At 58.2% G+C, this 18,451-nt stretch carries 17 protein-coding genes; 14 read left to right on the top strand and 3 right to left on the bottom strand.

The features are described 5' to 3' along the window. Window positions 1-205: 205 nt before the first annotated feature. The 11 genes from murQ (at window position 206) to H4Q31_RS15490 (ending at window position 13,017) form a co-directional block, all read left to right on the top strand. Window positions 206-1,120: an N-acetylmuramic acid 6-phosphate etherase gene (gene murQ / locus H4Q31_RS15540; RefSeq protein ID WP_185179971.1), complete on the top strand. Its 915-nt coding sequence runs from the start codon at window positions 206-208 to the stop codon at window positions 1,118-1,120. Between the two features lie 62 nt (window positions 1,121-1,182). Continuing rightward, on the top strand, window positions 1,183-2,637 hold the full coding sequence (locus H4Q31_RS15535) for an ABC transporter substrate-binding protein (protein ID WP_185179970.1): 1,455 nt from the start codon (window positions 1,183-1,185) through the stop codon (window positions 2,635-2,637). 121 nt (window positions 2,638-2,758) lie between these two features. Then, window positions 2,759-3,715, top strand: a complete 957-nt coding sequence (locus H4Q31_RS15530; protein WP_185179969.1) for a carbohydrate ABC transporter permease — start codon at window positions 2,759-2,761, stop codon at window positions 3,713-3,715. A gap of 18 nt (window positions 3,716-3,733) precedes the next feature. Then, the gene (locus tag H4Q31_RS15525; RefSeq protein ID WP_185179968.1) at window positions 3,734-4,594 is read left to right on the top strand and encodes a carbohydrate ABC transporter permease; all 861 of its coding nucleotides are present in this window, start codon (window positions 3,734-3,736) and stop codon (window positions 4,592-4,594) included. Continuing rightward, window positions 4,594-5,796 (top strand): anhydro-N-acetylmuramic acid kinase, encoded by a 1,203-nt coding sequence (locus H4Q31_RS15520; RefSeq protein ID WP_185179967.1) that lies wholly within the window; start codon window positions 4,594-4,596, stop codon window positions 5,794-5,796. The genes H4Q31_RS15525 and H4Q31_RS15520 overlap by 1 nt, the downstream gene beginning before the upstream one ends. Before the next feature lie 42 nt (window positions 5,797-5,838). Continuing rightward, window positions 5,839-6,810: a GNAT family N-acetyltransferase gene (locus H4Q31_RS15515; RefSeq protein ID WP_185179966.1), complete on the top strand. Its 972-nt coding sequence runs from the start codon at window positions 5,839-5,841 to the stop codon at window positions 6,808-6,810. Beyond that, window positions 6,807-7,511: a PIG-L deacetylase family protein gene (locus tag H4Q31_RS15510; protein WP_185179965.1), complete on the top strand. Its 705-nt coding sequence runs from the start codon at window positions 6,807-6,809 to the stop codon at window positions 7,509-7,511. The genes H4Q31_RS15515 and H4Q31_RS15510 overlap by 4 nt, the downstream gene beginning before the upstream one ends. A 14-nt stretch (window positions 7,512-7,525) precedes the next feature. Next, entirely contained in the window at window positions 7,526-8,680 is a 1,155-nt protein-coding gene (locus H4Q31_RS15505) for an exo-beta-N-acetylmuramidase NamZ family protein (protein ID WP_185179964.1), read from the top strand. Window positions 8,681-8,712: 32 nt separating this feature from the next. Then, window positions 8,713-10,281 carry a beta-N-acetylhexosaminidase gene (gene nagZ / locus H4Q31_RS15500; RefSeq protein ID WP_185179963.1) on the top strand — a complete coding sequence of 523 codons (1,569 nt, stop codon included), beginning with the start codon at window positions 8,713-8,715 and terminating at the stop codon, window positions 10,279-10,281. Window positions 10,282-10,323: 42 nt separating this feature from the next. Then, a complete protein-coding gene (locus tag H4Q31_RS15495; protein WP_311771741.1) occupies window positions 10,324-11,250 on the top strand; it encodes an N-acetylglucosamine kinase in 927 nt (308 codons plus the stop codon). 333 nt (window positions 11,251-11,583) lie between these two features. Continuing rightward, window positions 11,584-13,017, top strand: coding sequence for an FAD/NAD(P)-binding protein (locus H4Q31_RS15490; RefSeq protein WP_185179962.1), 1,434 nt, complete (start codon window positions 11,584-11,586; stop codon window positions 13,015-13,017). A gap of 63 nt (window positions 13,018-13,080) precedes the next feature. Here H4Q31_RS15490 and H4Q31_RS15485 read toward each other — a convergent pair whose 3' ends face one another. Together H4Q31_RS15485 and H4Q31_RS15480 are read right to left on the bottom strand one after the other, a co-directional pair. Beyond that, a complete protein-coding gene (locus tag H4Q31_RS15485) occupies window positions 13,081-13,668 on the bottom strand; it encodes a dihydrofolate reductase family protein (protein WP_185179961.1) in 588 nt (195 codons plus the stop codon). Window positions 13,669-13,742: 74 nt separating this feature from the next. After that, window positions 13,743-14,720, bottom strand: a complete 978-nt coding sequence (locus H4Q31_RS15480) for a sigma-70 family RNA polymerase sigma factor (RefSeq protein ID WP_311771742.1) — start codon at window positions 14,718-14,720, stop codon at window positions 13,743-13,745. 210 nt (window positions 14,721-14,930) lie between these two features. Here H4Q31_RS15480 and H4Q31_RS15475 point away from each other — a divergent pair, with 210 nt between their 5' ends. The 3 genes from H4Q31_RS15475 (at window position 14,931) to H4Q31_RS15465 (ending at window position 17,305) form a co-directional block, all read left to right on the top strand. Beyond that, on the top strand, window positions 14,931-15,797 hold the full coding sequence (locus H4Q31_RS15475; protein WP_185179959.1) for an aldo/keto reductase: 867 nt from the start codon (window positions 14,931-14,933) through the stop codon (window positions 15,795-15,797). 200 nt (window positions 15,798-15,997) lie between these two features. Further along, complete coding sequence (locus H4Q31_RS15470; protein ID WP_260440172.1) at window positions 15,998-17,065, top strand: YeeE/YedE family protein; 1,068 nt, start codon at window positions 15,998-16,000, stop codon at window positions 17,063-17,065. Between the two features lie 15 nt (window positions 17,066-17,080). Further along, window positions 17,081-17,305 (top strand): sulfurtransferase TusA family protein, encoded by a 225-nt coding sequence (locus tag H4Q31_RS15465; protein WP_185179957.1) that lies wholly within the window; start codon window positions 17,081-17,083, stop codon window positions 17,303-17,305. Between the two features lie 66 nt (window positions 17,306-17,371). Here H4Q31_RS15465 and H4Q31_RS15460 read toward each other — a convergent pair whose 3' ends face one another. Next, complete coding sequence (locus tag H4Q31_RS15460; protein WP_185179956.1) at window positions 17,372-18,328, bottom strand: serine hydrolase domain-containing protein; 957 nt, start codon at window positions 18,326-18,328, stop codon at window positions 17,372-17,374. Between the last annotated feature and the right edge of the window lie 123 nt (window positions 18,329-18,451).

The following is an 18,451-nucleotide window of genomic DNA, read 5'->3' as shown; positions in this document are numbered from 1 at the left end:
CGGGCATGAAAGTTTTTTGTGCAATTTTCACATGATATCTGAAATAATATTGCAAATAAATAGAACAATCTAAAATAATATTTCAGAAAGTATTGACGGCGTAATTCTTGCCCAGTTATGATTATCTCAATCCATTCTTTGAAGAAAGGAGCCTGGCAATCGGGATGGTCGACAAACTTAACAAGGCGGGAGCGAATGAACCGACATGAGTGAATACCTTGCGGGACTGACTACGGAAGAGATCAACCCGGATACTCGAATGATCGACGAGTGCACGACGGAGGAGATGCTCCGCCTTCTGAACAGGGAGGATGCGAAAGTTCCAGCCGCAGTGGCGGCCGTTATCCCGCAAATCGAGCAAGCGGTCGACATTCTGTACCGCCGATTGAAGAACGGCGGCCGAATGTTCTACATAGGGGCCGGCACATCTGGACGGCTGGGTGTTCTTGATGCATCCGAATGTCCGCCGACCTTCGGCGTAGACCCCATGATGGTGCAAGGACATATTGCCGGAGGAGATGTCGCTCTCCGAACAGCCGTTGAAGGCTGTGAGGATAATGAAGAGGAGGGGATCGCGCTAATCGAACGATGCGGCGTGACCGATCAGGACGCCGTCGTCGGCATATCGGCAAGCGGCAGCGCGGCATTCGTCATCGCAGGCTTGCGCAGAGCCGCCGAGTTAGGAGCCGCAACGATCGGTGTCGTCAACAATGATCACTCGAAATTGTCTGAAGTTTGCGACATCTGCATCGCTCCGGTCGTGGGGCCCGAAGTCATCATGGGTTCTACCAGGCTCAAAGCGGGCACAGCCACGAAGCTGGTTCTCAACATGCTCTCGACCTGCGTGATGGTGAAGCTCGGCAAGACGTACGACAATCTAATGGTTGATTTGAAGGCTAGCAACATCAAGCTGTACGACCGCTCGATCCGCATCATCCGCAAGGTGACCGGAGCGAACGCCGAGACGGCGGCCGAATTGTTAAGCAAGTCCGGCATGAACTGCAAGCTGGCAATTCTGATGTACAAGACCGGTCTCGGCAAGGAAGAAGCCGAGCAGGCGCTGCAAGCAAGCGATGACAATTTGAAGGCGGCTATAAGAGCCTGCTCTACTGTCTCTTAATTGGGCATCGCAACTAGCTGTATTCTGAATTAGATGGACAAACCAAGGGGAGGAACAATGGAATGGCGAAGAAATTTCATGTGTTAGCATCCGTATTGGCATTATCCGTATCGGTAACAGCACTCTCCGCGTGCGGCGGCAACAACAATGGGGGCAGCGCAGCACCGTCTGGCAGCGCTTCCAGCTCGGCATCGGCAAGCGCTGGAGCATCGACAGAGAAGGACACGATCACGATGCTTCTGCCGCCTGTATCGGCCAACTATCAGAGCAAGTTCGATCAGATGGCTGCGGACTTCAATGCACTCTATCCGAACCTGACGCTGAAGATCGAGCCGGCCGGTTGGGAAGACATCACACAGAAGCTGGATACTCAGGTGAACGCGGGCAGCCCGCCTGACATCGCCTTCATCGGATCCGACGGCATCTCCAAGTACATGGACCAAGGCATGCTGATGGACATCACCGACTCGGTGACGCCGGAGATGCTCGCTGACTATGATGAAGCTCCGCTGAATTATATGAAGAGAGGCGACGGCCTGTACGGCTTCCCTGCCTATATGTCGATTCAATCCATCGGCGGCAACAAAGAGATGCTTGAAGCAGCAGGCGTCGATTGGAAGAATGTACAGCAGAACGGCTGGACATTCGAAGAGTTCCGCGACGCGATCAAGAAGGGCACCGTCACGGAAGGCGGCAAGACGCGTTACGGCTTCGTATTCGCGGTATCCGGCGTTACGGCTAAGGATTACCTGAACATCATGATCAAGAACGCGGGCATGCCGGCCGCCTTCACGCAAGATCTCAAATTCGCTTACACGAGCAAGAACTACCTGGAAGTGCTGAAGGGCATTCGCCAACTGATCGACGACGGCTCGATGCCGAAGGAGCTCAGCTCGATCGACGCCGGCAAGCGCTGGAACATGTTCCTGACTGGCCAGACGATGATCACCGGCAAAGGCCTCGCGACCTTCGAGAACTCCGCGAAGCAGAACAACGCGAAGCTCGAGGCGAAGGACGCCAGCGCCGTCGCGGACAGCATCCCGGTCGAGTACGTCGTGCTGCCGATGCCGACCTTCGCCGGCCAGCCTCCTGTATCGCAAGCGGCGGTTGACGGCTACGTCACCTTCCGCGGCAAGAAGGAGCCGACGCCGGAGCACAAGGCGAACGTCGTCAAGGCTGCTTACTTCATGGCGAGCGGCAAGGTTATGGCCGAGACGAACAGCGAGCTGTTCGTAGGCCAGATCACGAAGAGCGCGAAGGAAGCCGCAGCAAGCCTCGGAGGAGATCGCGATCCGGACAACATGGCAGCTGTCGATGTGCTCCAAGCTCACGCAGCACCGGCTCGTCCTGACATCCCGGCCGATCTGGGCGCTAAGGTCATCAAGCTCGAAGACGAAGTCATCGTGCCGAAGTTCCAAGCGCTGCTGGCGGGCGAGACGACGCCAGAGGAAATGTACGAAGCCGTGAAGAAAGCCGCCATCGAAGAATTCGGCGCGGACGGCGTCGTTCAAGACTAAGGCTAGCGTCACTGCAACAAACGACAAATCCATAACGTTATAAGCGACAAGCGGGTAGCCGCAGCCGGCGTGCGGCGGCTATCCGCTTTAAGCTTGAACAACGCAGAAAGGAGTTGGCCACATGGCTCAGCCGGCAAGAGCGGCAGCGGAGGGGAGCAACATCAAGAGAAACGGAGTTTGGTCCAAAGCCTTCAACGCGATCGCGCGCAAGATCACAGGCGATGGAGCTTGGGCCTATGCTTTCATAGCGGTAGCGCTCGTCGTCTATGCGATGTTCACTGCCTATCCGGTCGTCAGCGCCTTCATTATCAGCTTTCAAGAATACAAGCCTCTCGGTTCCAGCTTCATCGGACTCGAGAATTACAAAGAGACGTTCGGCGACTCTCTCTTCTGGAAGTCGATCCGCAACACGATCATCTACACGGTGCTCACGGTGCCGGTCGCGCTGGTTCTATCCTTCGGCGTGGCTATCCTCATTCTCCCGTTAAAAAAATGGCTTCAAACGGCGTTCAAAGCCGTCTATTACTTGCCAGTCGTCGCCTCCGGCGTCGCGCTGTCCGTCGTCTGGCTGTGGATCTACGATCCGCTGCCTGCCGGCATTCTGAACCAATTCATCGGCTGGTTCGGCATCGACAACCAGAACTGGCTCGGCACGACGAAGACGTCGATGTTCTCCCTCGTCTTGATGGCCTGGCTATCCAGCCATGGCACGAGCATCATTATTTACCTTGCCGCTCTCTTGGGCATTGACAACAGCTACTACGAGGCGGCTGAGCTCGATGGCGCGTCGTTCTTCCAGAAGCTGTGGCACATCGTTGTTCCGTTCTTGAAGCCTACGACGCTGTTCCTCTTCGTCACCGGCATCATCGGCTCGTTCCAGGTATTCCAGAACGCTTACCTGATGACGGGCGGCGGACCGGACAACGCGACCACGATGGTCGGACTGCTCATCTTCAACAACGCCTTCAAATACTTCGAATTCGGAGAGGCAGCAGCGCAATCGCTGGTCCTCGCGGCGATCATCGCCATCGTCTCTTTCCTTCAATTCAAATTCGCGGGCAAAGACGTCGAATATTAACCCAAGGAGGTTCGCGCCATGGCATTATTCAAACAGCACACCATCAGCAAGCCGCTTCTATACACACGCAATACGGCCATCGTTGTCGTCCTCCTGGCGTTCGCGCTCGCAACGCTGTTCCCGATCTACTTCATGGTCATCTCGTCGTTCGGCGATCCGATCGAGGCGGGCGCAGCGAGCTACTCGCTCTGGCCGCGTGACTTCACTTTCGCATCGTATAAGTTCTTCTTCGACTTCAGCGAATATTCGTTCCGCTGGCTGCTGAACTCACTCATCGTCGCCGTCAGCATCATGGTGACGAACGTTGTCTTCGCGAGCCTCGCAGGCTATGCGTTCTCCAAGATCAAGTTTAGAGGCCGCAACGTGCTGTTCGCGCTGCTGCTCAGCGCCATGATGATTCCTTATCAAGTCACGCAAGTCCCGCTTTACATACTCGTCGTCAACATTTTCCAGATTGAGAATACGTATCCTTCGCTCATCCTGCCAAGCCTCGTCACCGTGTATAACATCTTCCTGGCGAAGCAGTTCATGGGCTCCATCCCGAACGAAATTATCGAAAGCGCCAAGGTAGAAGGCTGCAACCAATTCCAGATCTACACCAAAGTGATCTGGCCGCTGTCCAAGACCGTCCTGGCCGTCATGGCCATCCTGACGTTCATGGAGAGCTGGAACACCTTCTTCTGGCCGTTCCTCGTCACCAATACGATGGATATGCAGACGATTCAAGTCGGTCTCAAGAATTTCCGATTCGCCAACACGACGTACTTCGCGCCGATGATGGCGGGAGCGACGATCTCGGCCGTGCCGATGTTCGTTCTGTTCTTCAGCCTGCAGAAGTACTTCCTCGAAGGCGTGACGGTCGGAGCGGTGAAGGGCTAATGGTATCGGGGAAAAAGTTGCCGCTGCCCGACTCCCGCTACGTCGTCGGCCTCATGTCCGGCACGTCGGTCGACGGGATCGACGCCGCCGTCGTGCGAATCGAAGGCCGGCCGGACGCCGCGCCGCGCGTCCAGCTCATCGCCTTCGCGAATACGCCGTTCCCGGCGTCCGCGCGCGAAGAGATCTTCGCGCTGTTCGACCCGAAGGCGGCGACGCTGGACCGGGTCGGGCGGCTGAACGTCTGGCTCGGCGAGCTATATGCCGAGGCGGCGCTGGCCGTTATCGCCCAGGCAGCGCTTCGGCCGAGCGAGATCTATGCGATCGGCTCGCACGGGCAGACGATTCTGCACATGCCCGAACGCGTCCGCACGCCGGACGGCCGGGAGCTTAGCTTCACGGTGCAGCTCGGGGAAGGCGCGGTCATCGCCGCGCGGACCGGTATTCCGAGCGTCACCGACTTCCGCATCGCGGATATGGCGGTCGGCGGGCAAGGCGCGCCGCTCGTGCCGTTCACCGAGTATATGCTGTACAGGGAAGACAATCGGACGCTGTTGCTGCAGAACATCGGCGGCATCGGCAACGTGACCGTACTTCCCGCCGGCTGCGCGCCGGAGGAAGTGACCGCCTTCGACACCGGCCCCGGCAATATGCTGATCGACGGGCTCGTGTCGCGGCTCTATCCGGGCGAGCGGACGATGGATACGGACGGCCTGATTGCAAGGAGCGGTACCGTCTCCAGCGAACTGATGGATTGGCTGAAGCAGGAAGCGTACTACCGGCTGCCGCCGCCGAAGTCGACGGGCCGCGAGAAGTTCGGAAGCGGCTACGTGGATTTGCTTCTAACGAAGCGCGCCGAGCTGGGCTTGTCCGCGGAGGATCTGGTCGCGACGGCTACCTATTTGACGGCATGGTCGATCGGGGACGCTTACCGCCAATTCATCGAGCCGAAGCATCGCGCGGACGAGATGATCGTCGGCGGAGGCGGAAGTTACAATCCGGCGCTGATGGACATGCTGGCGCGGGAGCTGGGTCCGCTGGGCGTGGCGGTGCGGACGCAGGAGGATGTCGGGCTGAGCAGCGATGCGAAGGAAGCCGTCGCGTTCGCGCTGTTGGCCGACTGCACGATGGCGGGCATTCCGAGCAACCTGCCCTCCGTGACGGGGGCTTCAAGACCGGTTGTGCTTGGCAAAATCTCTTATTAATCGAACAACGAACGATTACGCGAGAGGGCGAGGCGACGCATCATGATCATCAAGTGGGACGATGTCCATACAGCTGAGACGATAGCGCTTTGGAACCGCGAGGCCGTGCGCGACGGCTACAAGGAGATGACGGAGGACAGCTTCCGCCGAATCTTCCGCCATGAGCCTCATTTTGACCCGGACAATACGTTCTTGCTGCTTAAGGGCGGCAAGGTGCATGGCTTTGCCTGCGGCTGCACCGGCGGCGATCTGCCGCTCGGCGATGCCGCGGGCTATATCACTTGCATCGTGCTTGCCGAGGAATGCCGGAGCGATGAGAACTATGGGCTTCTTCTGAGAGCGCTGGAGGATCGGTTCCGCCACTTGGGCAAGAAGCAGGCGGACGTTCTTTTTTTTAACCCGATGCAGCTGCCTTGGTATATCCCGGACACGCCTCGCCATGAGCACAACAATGCGCCGGGCGTGCCAGTCGGCAGCGCGCTCCACGCGTTCCTGCTTCGCAGCGGCTACATTCAGCGCGCCACGCAGCAGGCAATGTACCTGAATCTCGCGGACTTCATCTATCCGGACGATATTCGGGCGAGAGAAGCGAAGGCGGCGGAACAAGGCTACGAGGTTAGCTTGTTCGATCCTTCGAGACACCGGGGATTAACCGAGATGCTGGCGGGACTCGGCAATCCGCTATGGGAAGAGGAGATCTCAGCTTGCGCGGCGGATGGCCGGCCGTTCGTTCTGGCTTCCAAGGACGGCGCCGCAGCCGGCTTCGCGGGACCAGTCATTCGCCAGCCGAACGGGCGCGGCTACTTCGCCGGCATCGGCGTTCATCCCGACCATGAAGGGCATGGGCTCGGAACGGTGCTGTTCTTCCGGCTGTGCAAGGCGTTCCTGGAGATCGGCACGGATTATATGTCGCTTTATACCGGCAGTACAAACCCTGCTTTACGAATCTATGAGCGGGCCGGATTCCGGCCCGTCACCACATTCGCAACGATGCGGAAGGAGTTTAACTCATGAGCGATGGACAACAAGTCATTCTGGCGATCGGCGGGCATGTAGGGGATATGGAATTGACGGCAGGCGGCGTGCTGGCGGCGCATTCGCTGCGAGGCGACAAGATCGTGACGCTGGCGCTGACGGCGGGCGAACGCGGCGTGCCGGCCGGGCGCGATGTGGCGGATTACCGCCGGCAGAAGGTGCAGGAGGCGCAGGCGTTCGCGGAGATGCTCGGCGGCGAGTCGATCGTCTTCGACATTCCGGACGGCGAGCTTCAGAACGATGAAGAGATGCGGATGCGCGTCTGCGACGTCATTCGGCAGGTGAAGCCGAACGTCATCATCTCGCATTTCAAGAGCAGCATGCACAAGGATCACAACACGACGCATCTGATCGTCGGCGACGCTCGTTATTACGCTGCGCTTGGCGGCTTGAAGCGCGAGCTGCCGGCCCACTTCGCGGCCAAGCTCTATTATGCCGAGAACTGGGAGGACGCGGTTGACTACAAGCCGTACCTCTATGTGGACTTCGATCAGGAAGCCTTCGACCTGTGGGTGAAGGCGGTCTCGCAGCATTGGTTCGTCACCGGCAGCAAGTCGTTCCCGTACCTCGAATATTACAAGCATCTCGCGCGTGTTCGCGGTATTGAAGCGCGCAAGCTGTACGCCGAGACGTTCATGATTCCGCCGGAGACGCTGCGCCTGCGCCAGTCCGAGCTGTAAGGGAGCTGCGAGCTATGGCACGGAACGTACGGAACGGCATTGATCACATCGACGATTATTCGCATCTGTTCCAAGGCAAGCGGATCGGGCTCATTACCGCGCCGACGGGCTTAACGGCAGACTTCGTCCCGACGATTCAAATCCTTCACGAGCGGTTCCAGCTCGCCGCGCTATTCTCGCCGGAGCACGGCGTGCGCGGCGACATCGCGGCGGGCGGCATGGTGGACACATACAACGATCCGCAGACGGGGGTTCCGGTGTACAGCTTGTACCGGAAGGACTCCAAGCGGCTCTCGCAGGAGATGCTGGATGCGGTTGACTTGGTCGTCTACGACATTCAGGACGTCGGCGTTCGCTATTATACGTTCATCTATACGATGCTCTATGCGTTGGAGGATTGCGCGCGGACCGGCAAGGAATTCGTCGTGCTCGACCGCGTCAACCCGCTGGACGGCGTGACTGTGGAAGGGAACATTCTGAAGGACGGCTACCGATCGTTCGTCGGCAACTATCCGCTGGCGGTACGCTACGGGCTTACGCCCGGCGAGGTCGCGACGATGGCGAACGAGCAGTCGGGTTGGAACGCGAAGCTGCACGTCGTGCCGGTAGGCGGCTGGGAGCGGAGCATGCGCTTCCCCGATACCGGGCAGCTGTGGGTGCACCCTTCGATGGGCATCCCGCGGTTCGAGACGGCGCTGCTCTATCCCGGCACATGCCTGTTCGAAGGGACGAATCTGTCGGAGGGCAGGGGCACGACGTTCCCGTTCGAGATGATCGGCGCGCCGTATATCGCCGACCCGGATCGTCTGGCGGAGGAGATGAACGAGCGGGGGCTGCCGGGCGTCCGGTTCCGCGGCGTCTACTTCAATCCGACGTTCTCCAAGCATCAGGGCGCGTTGTGCGGCGGCGTGAAGCTCCATCTGACGGATGCGGCGGCTGTTCGGCCGCTGGAGACGGGACTGACGCTGCTCTATACGATCAAGGAGCGTTACGAGTCCTTCGCGTTCCTTCCGCCGATCAAGGAAGGTTCACGCCCGTTCATCGACCTGCTATGCGGGGATTCGCTCTACCGCGACGAGGCGGTCCGGCTTCCCGAGCTGCTCGAGCGGTTCCGCGAGGAGAGCGCGCAATTCGCCGCCATGAAGCGGCAATATCATATTTATTCTTAAGCGGATAGCGAGGATAGTGAGGAGACGAGAAGATGAACAACATGTCCCTTAGGGAGAAAATCGGCCAGTTAATCGTCACCGGCTTCCCGGAGGCGGAGCCTTCCGAGGAATGGCTGCGGTTCATCGCCGATTACCGCATCGGCAACATCATTCTGTTCTCCCACAACGTGGAGAACAAGGAGCAGCTTCAATCGCTCTGCGCGCAGCTTCGGGAGGCGATCGAAGCGCGGACCGGCTTCCCGCCGCTCATCTCGATCGACCAAGAGGGCGGCCGCGTGACGCGGCTGCCGGCGGATGCGACCAACGTGCCGGGCGCCGCGGCGATCGCCGCGACGGGCCGGCCGGAGCATGCCTACGCGGCGGGCCGGCTGACGGCGCGCGAGCTGTCGGCGCTGGGCATCAACTTCAATCTGGCGCCGGTTCTCGACATTAACAACAACAAGCGCAATCCCGTCATTAACGTTCGCTCGTACGGGGATAGCGCGGAAGCGGTAGAGGAATTCGCGCTGCCAATGCTGAAGGGATTGCAGGACGGCGGCGTGCTGGCATCGCTGAAGCATTTTCCCGGACACGGGGATACGACGGTCGATTCGCATCTCGGCTTGCCGATGATCGAGAAGACGCTTGCGGAGCTTGAGGCATTGGAGCTGAAGCCGTTCGTTCGCGCAATCGCGGAGGGGGCGGAGGCGGTCATGACGGCGCACATCCTGTTCCCGGCGCTCGAGCCAGCACGAGTGCCGGCAACGATGTCGCGGGAGATCGTGACGGGTCTGCTGAAGGGCAAGCTTGGCTTCGAAGGCCTTGTCGTCTCGGACTGCCTGGAGATGGACGCTATTCGCAAGGAATACGGAACGGCGGAAGGCGCGGTTAACGCGCTCAAGGCAGGCGTGCATCTGCTGTTCATCAGCCACACGCCTGAACTGGTGCGGGCGGCGGTCGAGCGAATCGAACGCGCCGTGCAGGACGGCGAACTGCCGATGTCCGTGATAGACGAAGCGGTAGAGAAGGTACAATACTATAAACAGAAGTATGCTTCGCGCGGCGGTTCGGCTTCGGAGCTGGCGGTTGTCGGCAGCAGCGCTCACCGCCGTTCGGCGGAAGCGATGAGCCTCGAGAGCGTCTGCCTCGTGAACGGCGAGCTGGAGACGTTGGGCGCGACGGCCGCGGACACAATCTTCATCGGAAGCTTGCCGTACCGTCCCGATCAAGCGTCAAGCCGGGTGAAGGGCGGCTTGTCCTTCCCGGGGTGGATGGAGGACGCGTTCGGCGCCGCAGCCTTGACGATCGGCATCGATCCGACCGACGAGGAGATCGCGCAGGCGGTCGATCAATCGGGCGGCTATGACCGCGTCGTCGTCGGTCTGGTGAACGGGCAGGACCATCCGGGTCAGCTTGCGCTTGTTCGCCGTTTGGCGGCGGCAGGTATACGAGTGACCGCGGTCTCGCTGGGCAAGCCTTATGACTTGGAGGCGCTGGACGCTGAAGTGTGCTCACTCGCGGCTTTCGAATATACGCCGCTTGTGTTGGAGTCGCTGCGGCGTATCTTGTCCGGCGAGGCGGAGCCAACGGGACGGCCGACGCTGCGGCTGGAGCGAATGTGACAGCGATAGGCAACTTCTGACGCAACGAAGCGGAGGCTTAAGATGGACATGAGATATGCGGCGGGGTTGGACGGCGGCGGCACGAAGACGGCCGTGACCGTTGTGAACGAAGCAGGCGAAGTCGTTCGCGCCTTCGCGTCGGGGCCGATCAATTACAACGGCCAAGACGAAGCGAGCATTCGCGCCAGCTTCCGCGAGATGATGGCGCTTATCGCCGAAGCGTGCGGTGGACTAGATCGCTGCGGGCATATCTGCATTGGAGCCGCCGGCGTCAGCAATCCGGCTGTCTCCTCGCTGCTCGAAGGCAACGTGAGGGATAGCGGCTTCACAGGCGGACTCACGATCGTCGGCGATCATGAGACGGCTCTGTATGCGGCGCTCGACAGCCCGAATGGAGCGATTCTGATCGCAGGAACGGGCTCGATCTGCTTCGGCCGCAGCGAAGACGGCGCGACGCATCGGACGGGCGGCGGCGGCCACTTGGTGGACGACGAGGGGAGCGGCTACAGCATTGGCCGCGATCTGATCGCCGCCGTGCTGCGAGCGAGCGACGGACGTTCGCCGGAGACGGTCATCACCCGGCTTGTCTTGGACCGTCTCGGCGTGGAGTCCGTCCAAGCGCTTATCGGCTTCGTCTACAGCCCTGGGACGAACAAGAAGGACATCGCCGGGCTCGCGCCGCTTCTATCGGAAGCGAATGCGCTCGGCGACCCGGAAGCCCAAGCGATTGTCCGCAAGTGCGCCGACAGCTTGTTCGAGCTGGCCGTTCCTGTAATCGAACGGCTGCAGCTGCAGGAGAAGCGGTTAGCGATGGCGGGCAGCGTGCTGCAGAAGAACGGCGCAATCCGCGAGTTGCTGCTTGATAGGCTGACAGCCGCGTATCCGCGTCTCGACTGCGTGATGTCGCCGCAGGACGCCTCGCTTGGAGCCGCGCGGATGGCGCTGGCGCAGACGATCGGCGATAGCTAGTAAGATGAACAAACAATCCCTCGCACATGTCGGTGCGAGGGATTGTTTGTCTTAACGGCGCTACTCATACCTCAACCGCCTGTGCCCGCAGAGAATAGACCCCCAACCCGAGCTACGCCCGCGCCGTACTCGTCACCATGAACAATTTCAATAACCGATATTCGGCGTCCTGACAATCCGGCTATTCACACCTTTCGATACCGGGAAAAAGAAGTTAATATTATGTAATATAACATTACATGTCGATCAACTTTCACTTTCGCAACAACACTGCGTTAGACTTCTTGACTTAATCTTGTCCCGTCATTGGAATTGTGAGAGGGAGTGACAGCCATGAGCTTGCAAGCGCTGAACGAACGAGTGAAGACGGATCTTAAGTATTTGGCCTTCGGAGGCCCGAACTGGGTACGGCCGCTGCAGCATGAAGAGGGGCACGTATATGACGTCGCGGTCATCGGCGGCGGGCAGAGCGGGCTCGGCATCGCCTTCGGTCTCCTGCGTGAGCGCGTGTCGAACATACTGGTCATCGACGAGAATCCGCAAGGGCTAGAAGGTCCGTGGGAGACATACGCCCGGATGGCGACGCTGCGGACGCCGAAGCATCTCACTTCCATCGACCTCGGCATTCCTTCCTTGACGTTCCGTTCGTGGTGGGAAGCGCAGTACGGCCTGCAGGGTTGGGAGGCGATCGACAAGATCCCTCGCGGCGACTGGATGGATTATCTGCGCTGGTATCGGGAGGTTCTGTATCTGCCGGTCGTTAATGAGACCAAGCTGAAGCTAATCGAGCCGATGAATCAGAGAATTCACCGCCTCCATCTGGAGGGTGCCGGAGCTCCGTCCGAGACGGTTCTCGCGCGCAAAGTCGTTCTCGCCACCGGGATTCAAGGAGGGGGCGAGTGGCATGTCCCGCCGCTGATCGCCGACCGTCTGCCGAACACCTTGTACGCGCACACATCACAGATGATTGACTTCAAGCCTCTCAAAGGTCGCAAAGTCGCCATCCTAGGCGGCGGAGCCTCTGCCTTCGACAACGCCAACTATGCGCTCACGCAAGGCGTGGCGGAAGCGCACGTGTTCGTCCGGCGCCGAGAGCTGCCGCGTATCAACCCGATCCGTCAGATGGAGAGCTCCGGCATGATCGAACGCTACGCGGCGCTGTCCGATGCGGAGAAGTACGAGGCGATGGCCTACTTCTTCAAACATAACCAGCCGCCGACCAACGATACGTTCACCCGAGCCTCTGCGTGGCCCGGCTTCCGTCTCCATCTCGGCGCGCCATGGCTTGATGTGGAGGCGGTGGAAGAGGGCGCGGTTGTTACGACACCGCAGGGCAAATACCTTTTCGACTTCCTCATCAGCAGCACCGGCTTGTTAACCGATCCGGCGCTTCGTCCGGAGCTGAAGCTGGTGGAGTCGCACATTGCGCGATGGGCAGACGTCTATCAGGCCCCGGAAGAACTCGCCAACCCGCTGTTGGACGCTCATCCTTATCTCAGTCCCGGCTTCGCCTTCACGAGCCGCGACGAAGAGGGAGAACGGCAGTTGCATGGTTTGTTCTCGTTCAATTATTCGGCGCTGATCAGCTGCGGCTTGTCCGCTTCCGCGCTGTCGGGGATGCGGTTCGCTATTCCCAAGCTCGTATCGGCGATCGCGGATCAGCTGTTCCTGGACGATCGCGAACACATTCTCGGCAGCTTTCTAGCTTACGACGAACCCGAATTCGTCGGCGATTGGCCAAGAACGGAAGCTGGAGATATTCAGTAGTTATATGATCTTCACGAATTAGCAGACTGGCTTCCTCTTGATGCGTCATAGACGATACGGGACTCAAGCTTCAGCGTGTCTGTAGGTTGCCAATAGGGAACTCACCTTAAGCGGTTTGACGTCCACAAGATGGAAATCCTTCCGTTCTTCAAGATTGTCAAACAAATGCTCGCCTACGTTGACTGCGACCGGGTGCATGACGATCTGATATTCGTCAATCAGATTCGCGTTTGCTAGCGATCGCACGAGCGTTGGACTGCCGAAGATAACCATGTCGCCGCCGTCGCCCTTTTTGAGGTCCTTAATTTGCTCTTCTATATTATTGCCGGTCAATTGTTTTGGAGCTTCAAATTCTCCCCATTTTAGATCTTCGTGCGGGCTGGCGCTTGTTACAACGAGTTTGTGGGCTTTGTTGATCTTATCTCCCAGACTTGAACCACGAGTATTCGGCCACTTTCTAGAGAGGTCTTCGTAGGTTCCGCGGCCAAGCAAGATGGTATCGGCTGTCTCGAACAGTTGTAATAGATACTGAGACCCTTCCTCAATGCCGGCGCTATTTCTCCAGACCGACCAGTTGGTCTTGTCCTCGCTTGGATCGCCAGTGACAACTCCATTAAGAGTACTGTGAATGAATAGAGTGATTTTACGCATGAACGGTCATCCTTTCTACCCCTGATAAAAGTAATTAGTTTCTCACTTATGTAGACGTAATTAGATTGCGATATTCATCGGTGTATTTGTGCGGGAAGCCCAAATCTCGCAAATAAATTGGTATTAATGAAGTTCTGCACATGGTATATTTGCTTGTCCTTTATCTCAATCATGTGAATACCCCAGGGTACCAAGCAGGAGCCTTCGCCGCTTGGCACATACTGCGCGAGAGCAGGATAACCCCCATTCGCCGTAATCGGCAAAAACCGGGATCCCTCACAATGCCAGCGTGTAAGCGCAAAAAACTTGGACAAATCGACTCGTCCGCGTACCCACATGGCGAAAGGCGGCATTGACAGACGGCCCTCCTCATGAAACAACGCTACCAGCGCTTGGATATCAAATTGTTCAAAGGCTTCCACATACCGTGATAGCAGCTCGCGATCAGGTTCGACATCCATCATGCTCAACTCGTTAGAATGAAGCTTCGCTCGATCCATCGTTTCTCTGGCTCTCTGCAGAGCGCTGTTAACCGCTGCCGGCGAGGTTCCTAAAGTCTCTGCGATTTGTTTGGAGGACCATTCGAATACATCCTTCAGAATAAGAATCGCACGTTGGCGGGGTGGTAAAAGCTGTAAGAGTGCAATAAAACAAAGTTTAAGGGTATCTTTGCGAATGATAATAGCTTCCGGATTCTCCGAGAATTCAGGGGCTGGCCATATCCAAGCGGAGTCAGGAAGCTCGCGGAGCTCGGCGCTGGATACAGCCGAGTCGGATAGGTCAACGGGACGCATACGGCGTTTGGTTTGCCTTAGCTTGTCCAGGCATAAGTTGGATGCAATACGATAAACCCATGTCTTGAATGAGGAATCCTGCCTGAAGGAATGCCAATTTTGCCAAACACAAATATAGGTTTCTTGAACAGCATCGTCAGCGTCATCGATGGATCCTAGCATTCGATAACAGAATGATGTTAACTCAGGCTTTAAGTTCTCAAATAACTGCAGCTCTATAGCGGTTCCGTTCATTTTGGCCTCCTTTTGACGGGCGATACTTCCTTACGCATCTCCGAAAATACCGGCAGCTTCGATTACAGAGTAGCACAATACGGTTTCCAATCATTTCGGATTACATTTTATTCCCGCTTCTCGATAGATCCTGTATGTTGTCCGCTCATTTGCGGCAGCATTTTCGTTGTAGTACACTAACGGCAGTAACAAGTAAGGTTACTAACCTAGATATAGTAGGAGGCTTGATGTCCAATGTCCAATCCTTCCGTTAACGCTTCCGCAGCCGGTACATACGCTGTCGGCGGGGATCTCAACGTCAATCGGCTCGGTTACGGCGCTATGCAATTAACCGGCAAGGGTGTCTGGGGCGACCCCCGCGACCCGGACGAAGCTGTCCGCGTGCTTCGCCGCGCGGTGGAGCTCGGCGTCAACTTCATCGATACGGCCGATTCGTACGGCCCGTTCGTCGCTGACCGCCTCATCCGCAAGGCGCTGCACCCGTACCCGGCCGGTCTTGTCATCGCCACGAAGGTTGGCCTGACCCGTGCCGGCCCAGACGACTGGCGTCCGGTCGGCCGTCCGGAATATTTGCGCCAGCAGACCGAACTGAACCTTCGCCATCTAGGCGTCGAGCGCATTGACTTGCTTCAATTGCACCGCATCGACCCGAAGGTGCCGCTCGCTGAGCAGATCGGCGAACTCGCGCTTCTTCAGAAGGAAGGCAAGATCCGGCACATCGGCTTAAGCGAAGTAACGGCCGAACAGCTGAAGGAAGCGTCCGGCATCGCGAAGATCGTCTCGGTGCAGAACCTGTACAACTTGGTTAACCGGAAGTCGGAAGAGGTGCTTAACTACGCCGAAGCGAACGGTGTCGCGTTCATCCCGTGGTTCCCGCTCGCAACCGGCGGACTGGCGAAGGAGGGCGGACCGCTCGACTCGCTCGCCAAGAAGCACGGCGCGAAGCCGTCCCAGTTGGCGCTCGCTTGGCTGCTCAAGCGTTCGCCGGCGATGCTGCCGATTCCGGGAACGTCAAGCGTCGTGCATCTGGAGGAGAACATCGCCGGCGCTTCGATCGAATTAAGCGAGGAAGACTTCGCGGCGCTGTCCGCGATATCCTGATTCGCTGATCCTTTAAGCATCCAATCGCGTCCATACTCAAGTGTCCATACGCAAGGGAAGAGAATCCATCATGATGAGGGTTCTCTTTTTTTGACGTGGAAAAATATAACATTGAATTCTGCCGAAAACATGCTAATATACTTTTATCACATTGAATTACTAGGATATAATCTTCGAGGAGGTCAATTACTTTGACACAGATGATTCTAACCGGCTTGCTTTGCGGAGCTTTGCTCGGTTTTGTCATTCAGCGCGGACGCTTCTGCTTAACCGGCGGATTCCGCGACATGTACATCGCGAAGGATAACCGCATGCTGTATGCGCTGCTCATCGCGATCGCGATTCAGAGCGTCGGCGTCTATGCGTTAATCGAGACCGGCGTCATCGAGTACAGCGCCGGCCAGATCCCTTGGGTAGCCACCATCATCGGCGCTTACGTCTTCGGCATCGGCATCGTGCTGGCCGGCGGCTGCGCTACGGGCACCTGGTACCGCGCGGGCGAAGGCTTGATCGGCAGCTGGATCGCGCTTGCCGGCTACATGCTGATGAGCGCCGTCATGAAGACGGGCGCGCTTAAGCCGGTGAACAGCAGCTTGAAGGACACGGCTGTGACGAACAACTCGATTCCGGATACATTCGGCCTTAACGTCTGGCTGTTCATCGCGCTGCTAGTCGTCATTACGCTGTTCTTCGTCATCCGTACGCTGCGCAAGCCGAAGGTGAAAATTCCTTCCTTGCCGCCAAAGCGCCAAGGACTCGCGCACCTGCTGTTCGAGAAGCGCTGGCATCCGTTCTTCACGGCGATTCTGGTCGGCTTGATCGCGATCCTCGCTTGGCCGCTGAGCGAAGCGACAGGACGCAATTCGGGTCTGGGCATTACGACGCCATCGGCGAACGTGCTGCAGTATCTCGTGACCGGCGACGACAGCAAGTATATCAACTGGGGCGTGTTCCTCGTCCTCGGCATTCTGCTCGGTTCGTTCATCGCCGCGAAGGCAAGCCGCGAGTTCCGCTTCCGCGTGCCGGACGCGAAGACGGCCGTATCGAGCTTCTTCGGCGGCATTCTGATGGGCTTCGGCGCCAGCTGGGCCGGCGGCTGCACGATCGGCAACGGTCTCGTTCAGACGGCCATGATGACTTGGCAGGGCTGGATCGCGCTCGCGTTCATGATTCTCGGCACATGGACAGCGTCGTACTTCATGTTCGTGCGTCCGCGCGCCAGAGCTGCGAAGCAACGCGCCGCAACTTTACAAGCAACTACAGCTTAAGGAGGCAGTATATTCATGAAGCATAAACTTCCTACACTTGGCATGGTCTGCCCGTTCCCGCTTATCGAAGCGCAGAAAGCGATGGATGAGCTTCCGAGCGGCGACGAGCTGGTCATTGACTTCGATTGCACGCAAGCTACCGAGAGCCTTCCGCGATGGGCGGCTGAAGCCGGCCACATCGTTACGAATTACGAACAGCTCGACGACGCTTCTTGGACGATTACGATTCAGAAAAAATAACTAGCATCGGACGCAAGAGCCGCTTCCCTCACAGGGAAGGCGGCTCTTGTCATAATCGGGCAGCCTCTACATGATCGACATTTGCGCCAGCTGAGGGGCTATATGTTCGCGGAACACATCGACGGGTTGCTGCTTCTTCTTCCCCTGATCCGCAGTAAGCACAACAACGGCTTCCGCATCCGGCACGACGTAGACGTATTGGCCGCCATAGCCGCGGGCGAAGGAATACGGCAGCGCGAGAGAGGCTCTGTCCGGCGCCGCATCGCCGGCATAGCTATCCGACCACCAATGCCAGCCGTAAGAGCCTTGCCGATGGCTGTCTGAAGGCAGGGCAGGGCGCAAGGAGCGCTCGACCCTCTCGGGGGAGATGAGCTGGCGACCATCCCATTGGCCCCGTTGCAGATACAATTGTCCGAACTTGAGCAGATCGAGCGGACGCATACGCAGCCCGAAGCCGCCGGCATGAACGCCTTGCGGGTCGGTCTCCCATTCATAAGCTTCGATGCCGAGAGGGCCGAACAGCTTCGTCTCCGCGAAGCGCGCGGTCGGCATGCCCGTCGCTTCCGTCAGCAGGGTTGACAACATCTGCGAGATGCCGGAGTTATATTCCATGCGCGTCCCGGGAGCATAGGCAAGCGGCTGCTCCAGGACGAAGTCCACCCAGTGAGGCGATCGCGTCATGCGCGGGAACGAGTTGCGTCCGCCGAATTCCGTCCATTCGAAGCCGGCCGACATCGTCAGCAGATGCTCCAGCGTGATGTCCCGCTTGCGGGGATCCGGATCAGAAGCGAGCTTCGGGAAAAAGTCGGCGGCCGCCGTCTCCGCTTCCGGTACTAGCCCAAGGTCCATGGCGATGCAGATCAGCGCGGACAGAACGCTTTTCGTACAGGAGTTGATCTTGGCGATGTCTGTTGCCGTGCGCTGATTGCGGTAATGCTCATATTCCATCCGGCCATGCCGGCTAATCAGGCAGCTTCGCAAGTCCAGCGGCGCGATGGACGCGTCAAGCGAGTTCCAATTCATGCGCATCTCCTCAACCAGTCTTGGATGTCGTCCCGTTCACGAATTATTGTGTATCATACCATACCAACGGCCAAATCATGACTTCATCCGCAATTCGATGGTCCCAATGCAAGAAGCCGCCTA

The sequence above is a fragment of the Cohnella lubricantis genome, assembly GCF_014212015.1.
In the GTDB taxonomy this organism is placed as follows: domain Bacteria; phylum Bacillota; class Bacilli; order Paenibacillales; family Paenibacillaceae; genus Cohnella; species Cohnella lubricantis.
This window is presented reverse-complemented; position numbering and strand designations above follow the sequence as displayed.

Excerpts from the sequence above, each read along its gene's own strand:
- murQ (WP_185179971.1), top strand. The coding sequence starts at position 206 with ATGAGTGAATACCTTGCGGGACTGACTACGGAAGAGATCAACCCGGAT.
- H4Q31_RS15535 (WP_185179970.1), top strand. The coding sequence starts at position 1,183 with ATGGCGAAGAAATTTCATGTGTTAGCATCCGTATTGGCATTATCCGTA.
- H4Q31_RS15530 (WP_185179969.1), top strand. The coding sequence starts at position 2,759 with ATGGCTCAGCCGGCAAGAGCGGCAGCGGAGGGGAGCAACATCAAGAGA.
- H4Q31_RS15525 (WP_185179968.1), top strand. The coding sequence starts at position 3,734 with ATGGCATTATTCAAACAGCACACCATCAGCAAGCCGCTTCTATACACA.
- H4Q31_RS15520 (WP_185179967.1), top strand. The coding sequence starts at position 4,594 with ATGGTATCGGGGAAAAAGTTGCCGCTGCCCGACTCCCGCTACGTCGTC.
- H4Q31_RS15515 (WP_185179966.1), top strand. The coding sequence starts at position 5,839 with ATGATCATCAAGTGGGACGATGTCCATACAGCTGAGACGATAGCGCTT.
- H4Q31_RS15510 (WP_185179965.1), top strand. The coding sequence starts at position 6,807 with ATGAGCGATGGACAACAAGTCATTCTGGCGATCGGCGGGCATGTAGGG.
- H4Q31_RS15505 (WP_185179964.1), top strand. The coding sequence starts at position 7,526 with ATGGCACGGAACGTACGGAACGGCATTGATCACATCGACGATTATTCG.
- nagZ (WP_185179963.1), top strand. The coding sequence starts at position 8,713 with ATGAACAACATGTCCCTTAGGGAGAAAATCGGCCAGTTAATCGTCACC.
- H4Q31_RS15495 (WP_311771741.1), top strand. The coding sequence starts at position 10,324 with ATGGACATGAGATATGCGGCGGGGTTGGACGGCGGCGGCACGAAGACG.
- H4Q31_RS15490 (WP_185179962.1), top strand. The coding sequence starts at position 11,584 with ATGAGCTTGCAAGCGCTGAACGAACGAGTGAAGACGGATCTTAAGTAT.
- H4Q31_RS15485 (WP_185179961.1), bottom strand. The coding sequence starts at position 13,668 with ATGCGTAAAATCACTCTATTCATTCACAGTACTCTTAATGGAGTTGTC.
- H4Q31_RS15475 (WP_185179959.1), top strand. The coding sequence starts at position 14,931 with ATGTCCAATCCTTCCGTTAACGCTTCCGCAGCCGGTACATACGCTGTC.
- H4Q31_RS15470 (WP_260440172.1), top strand. The coding sequence starts at position 15,998 with ATGATTCTAACCGGCTTGCTTTGCGGAGCTTTGCTCGGTTTTGTCATT.
- H4Q31_RS15465 (WP_185179957.1), top strand. The coding sequence starts at position 17,081 with ATGAAGCATAAACTTCCTACACTTGGCATGGTCTGCCCGTTCCCGCTT.
- H4Q31_RS15460 (WP_185179956.1), bottom strand. The coding sequence starts at position 18,328 with ATGAATTGGAACTCGCTTGACGCGTCCATCGCGCCGCTGGACTTGCGA.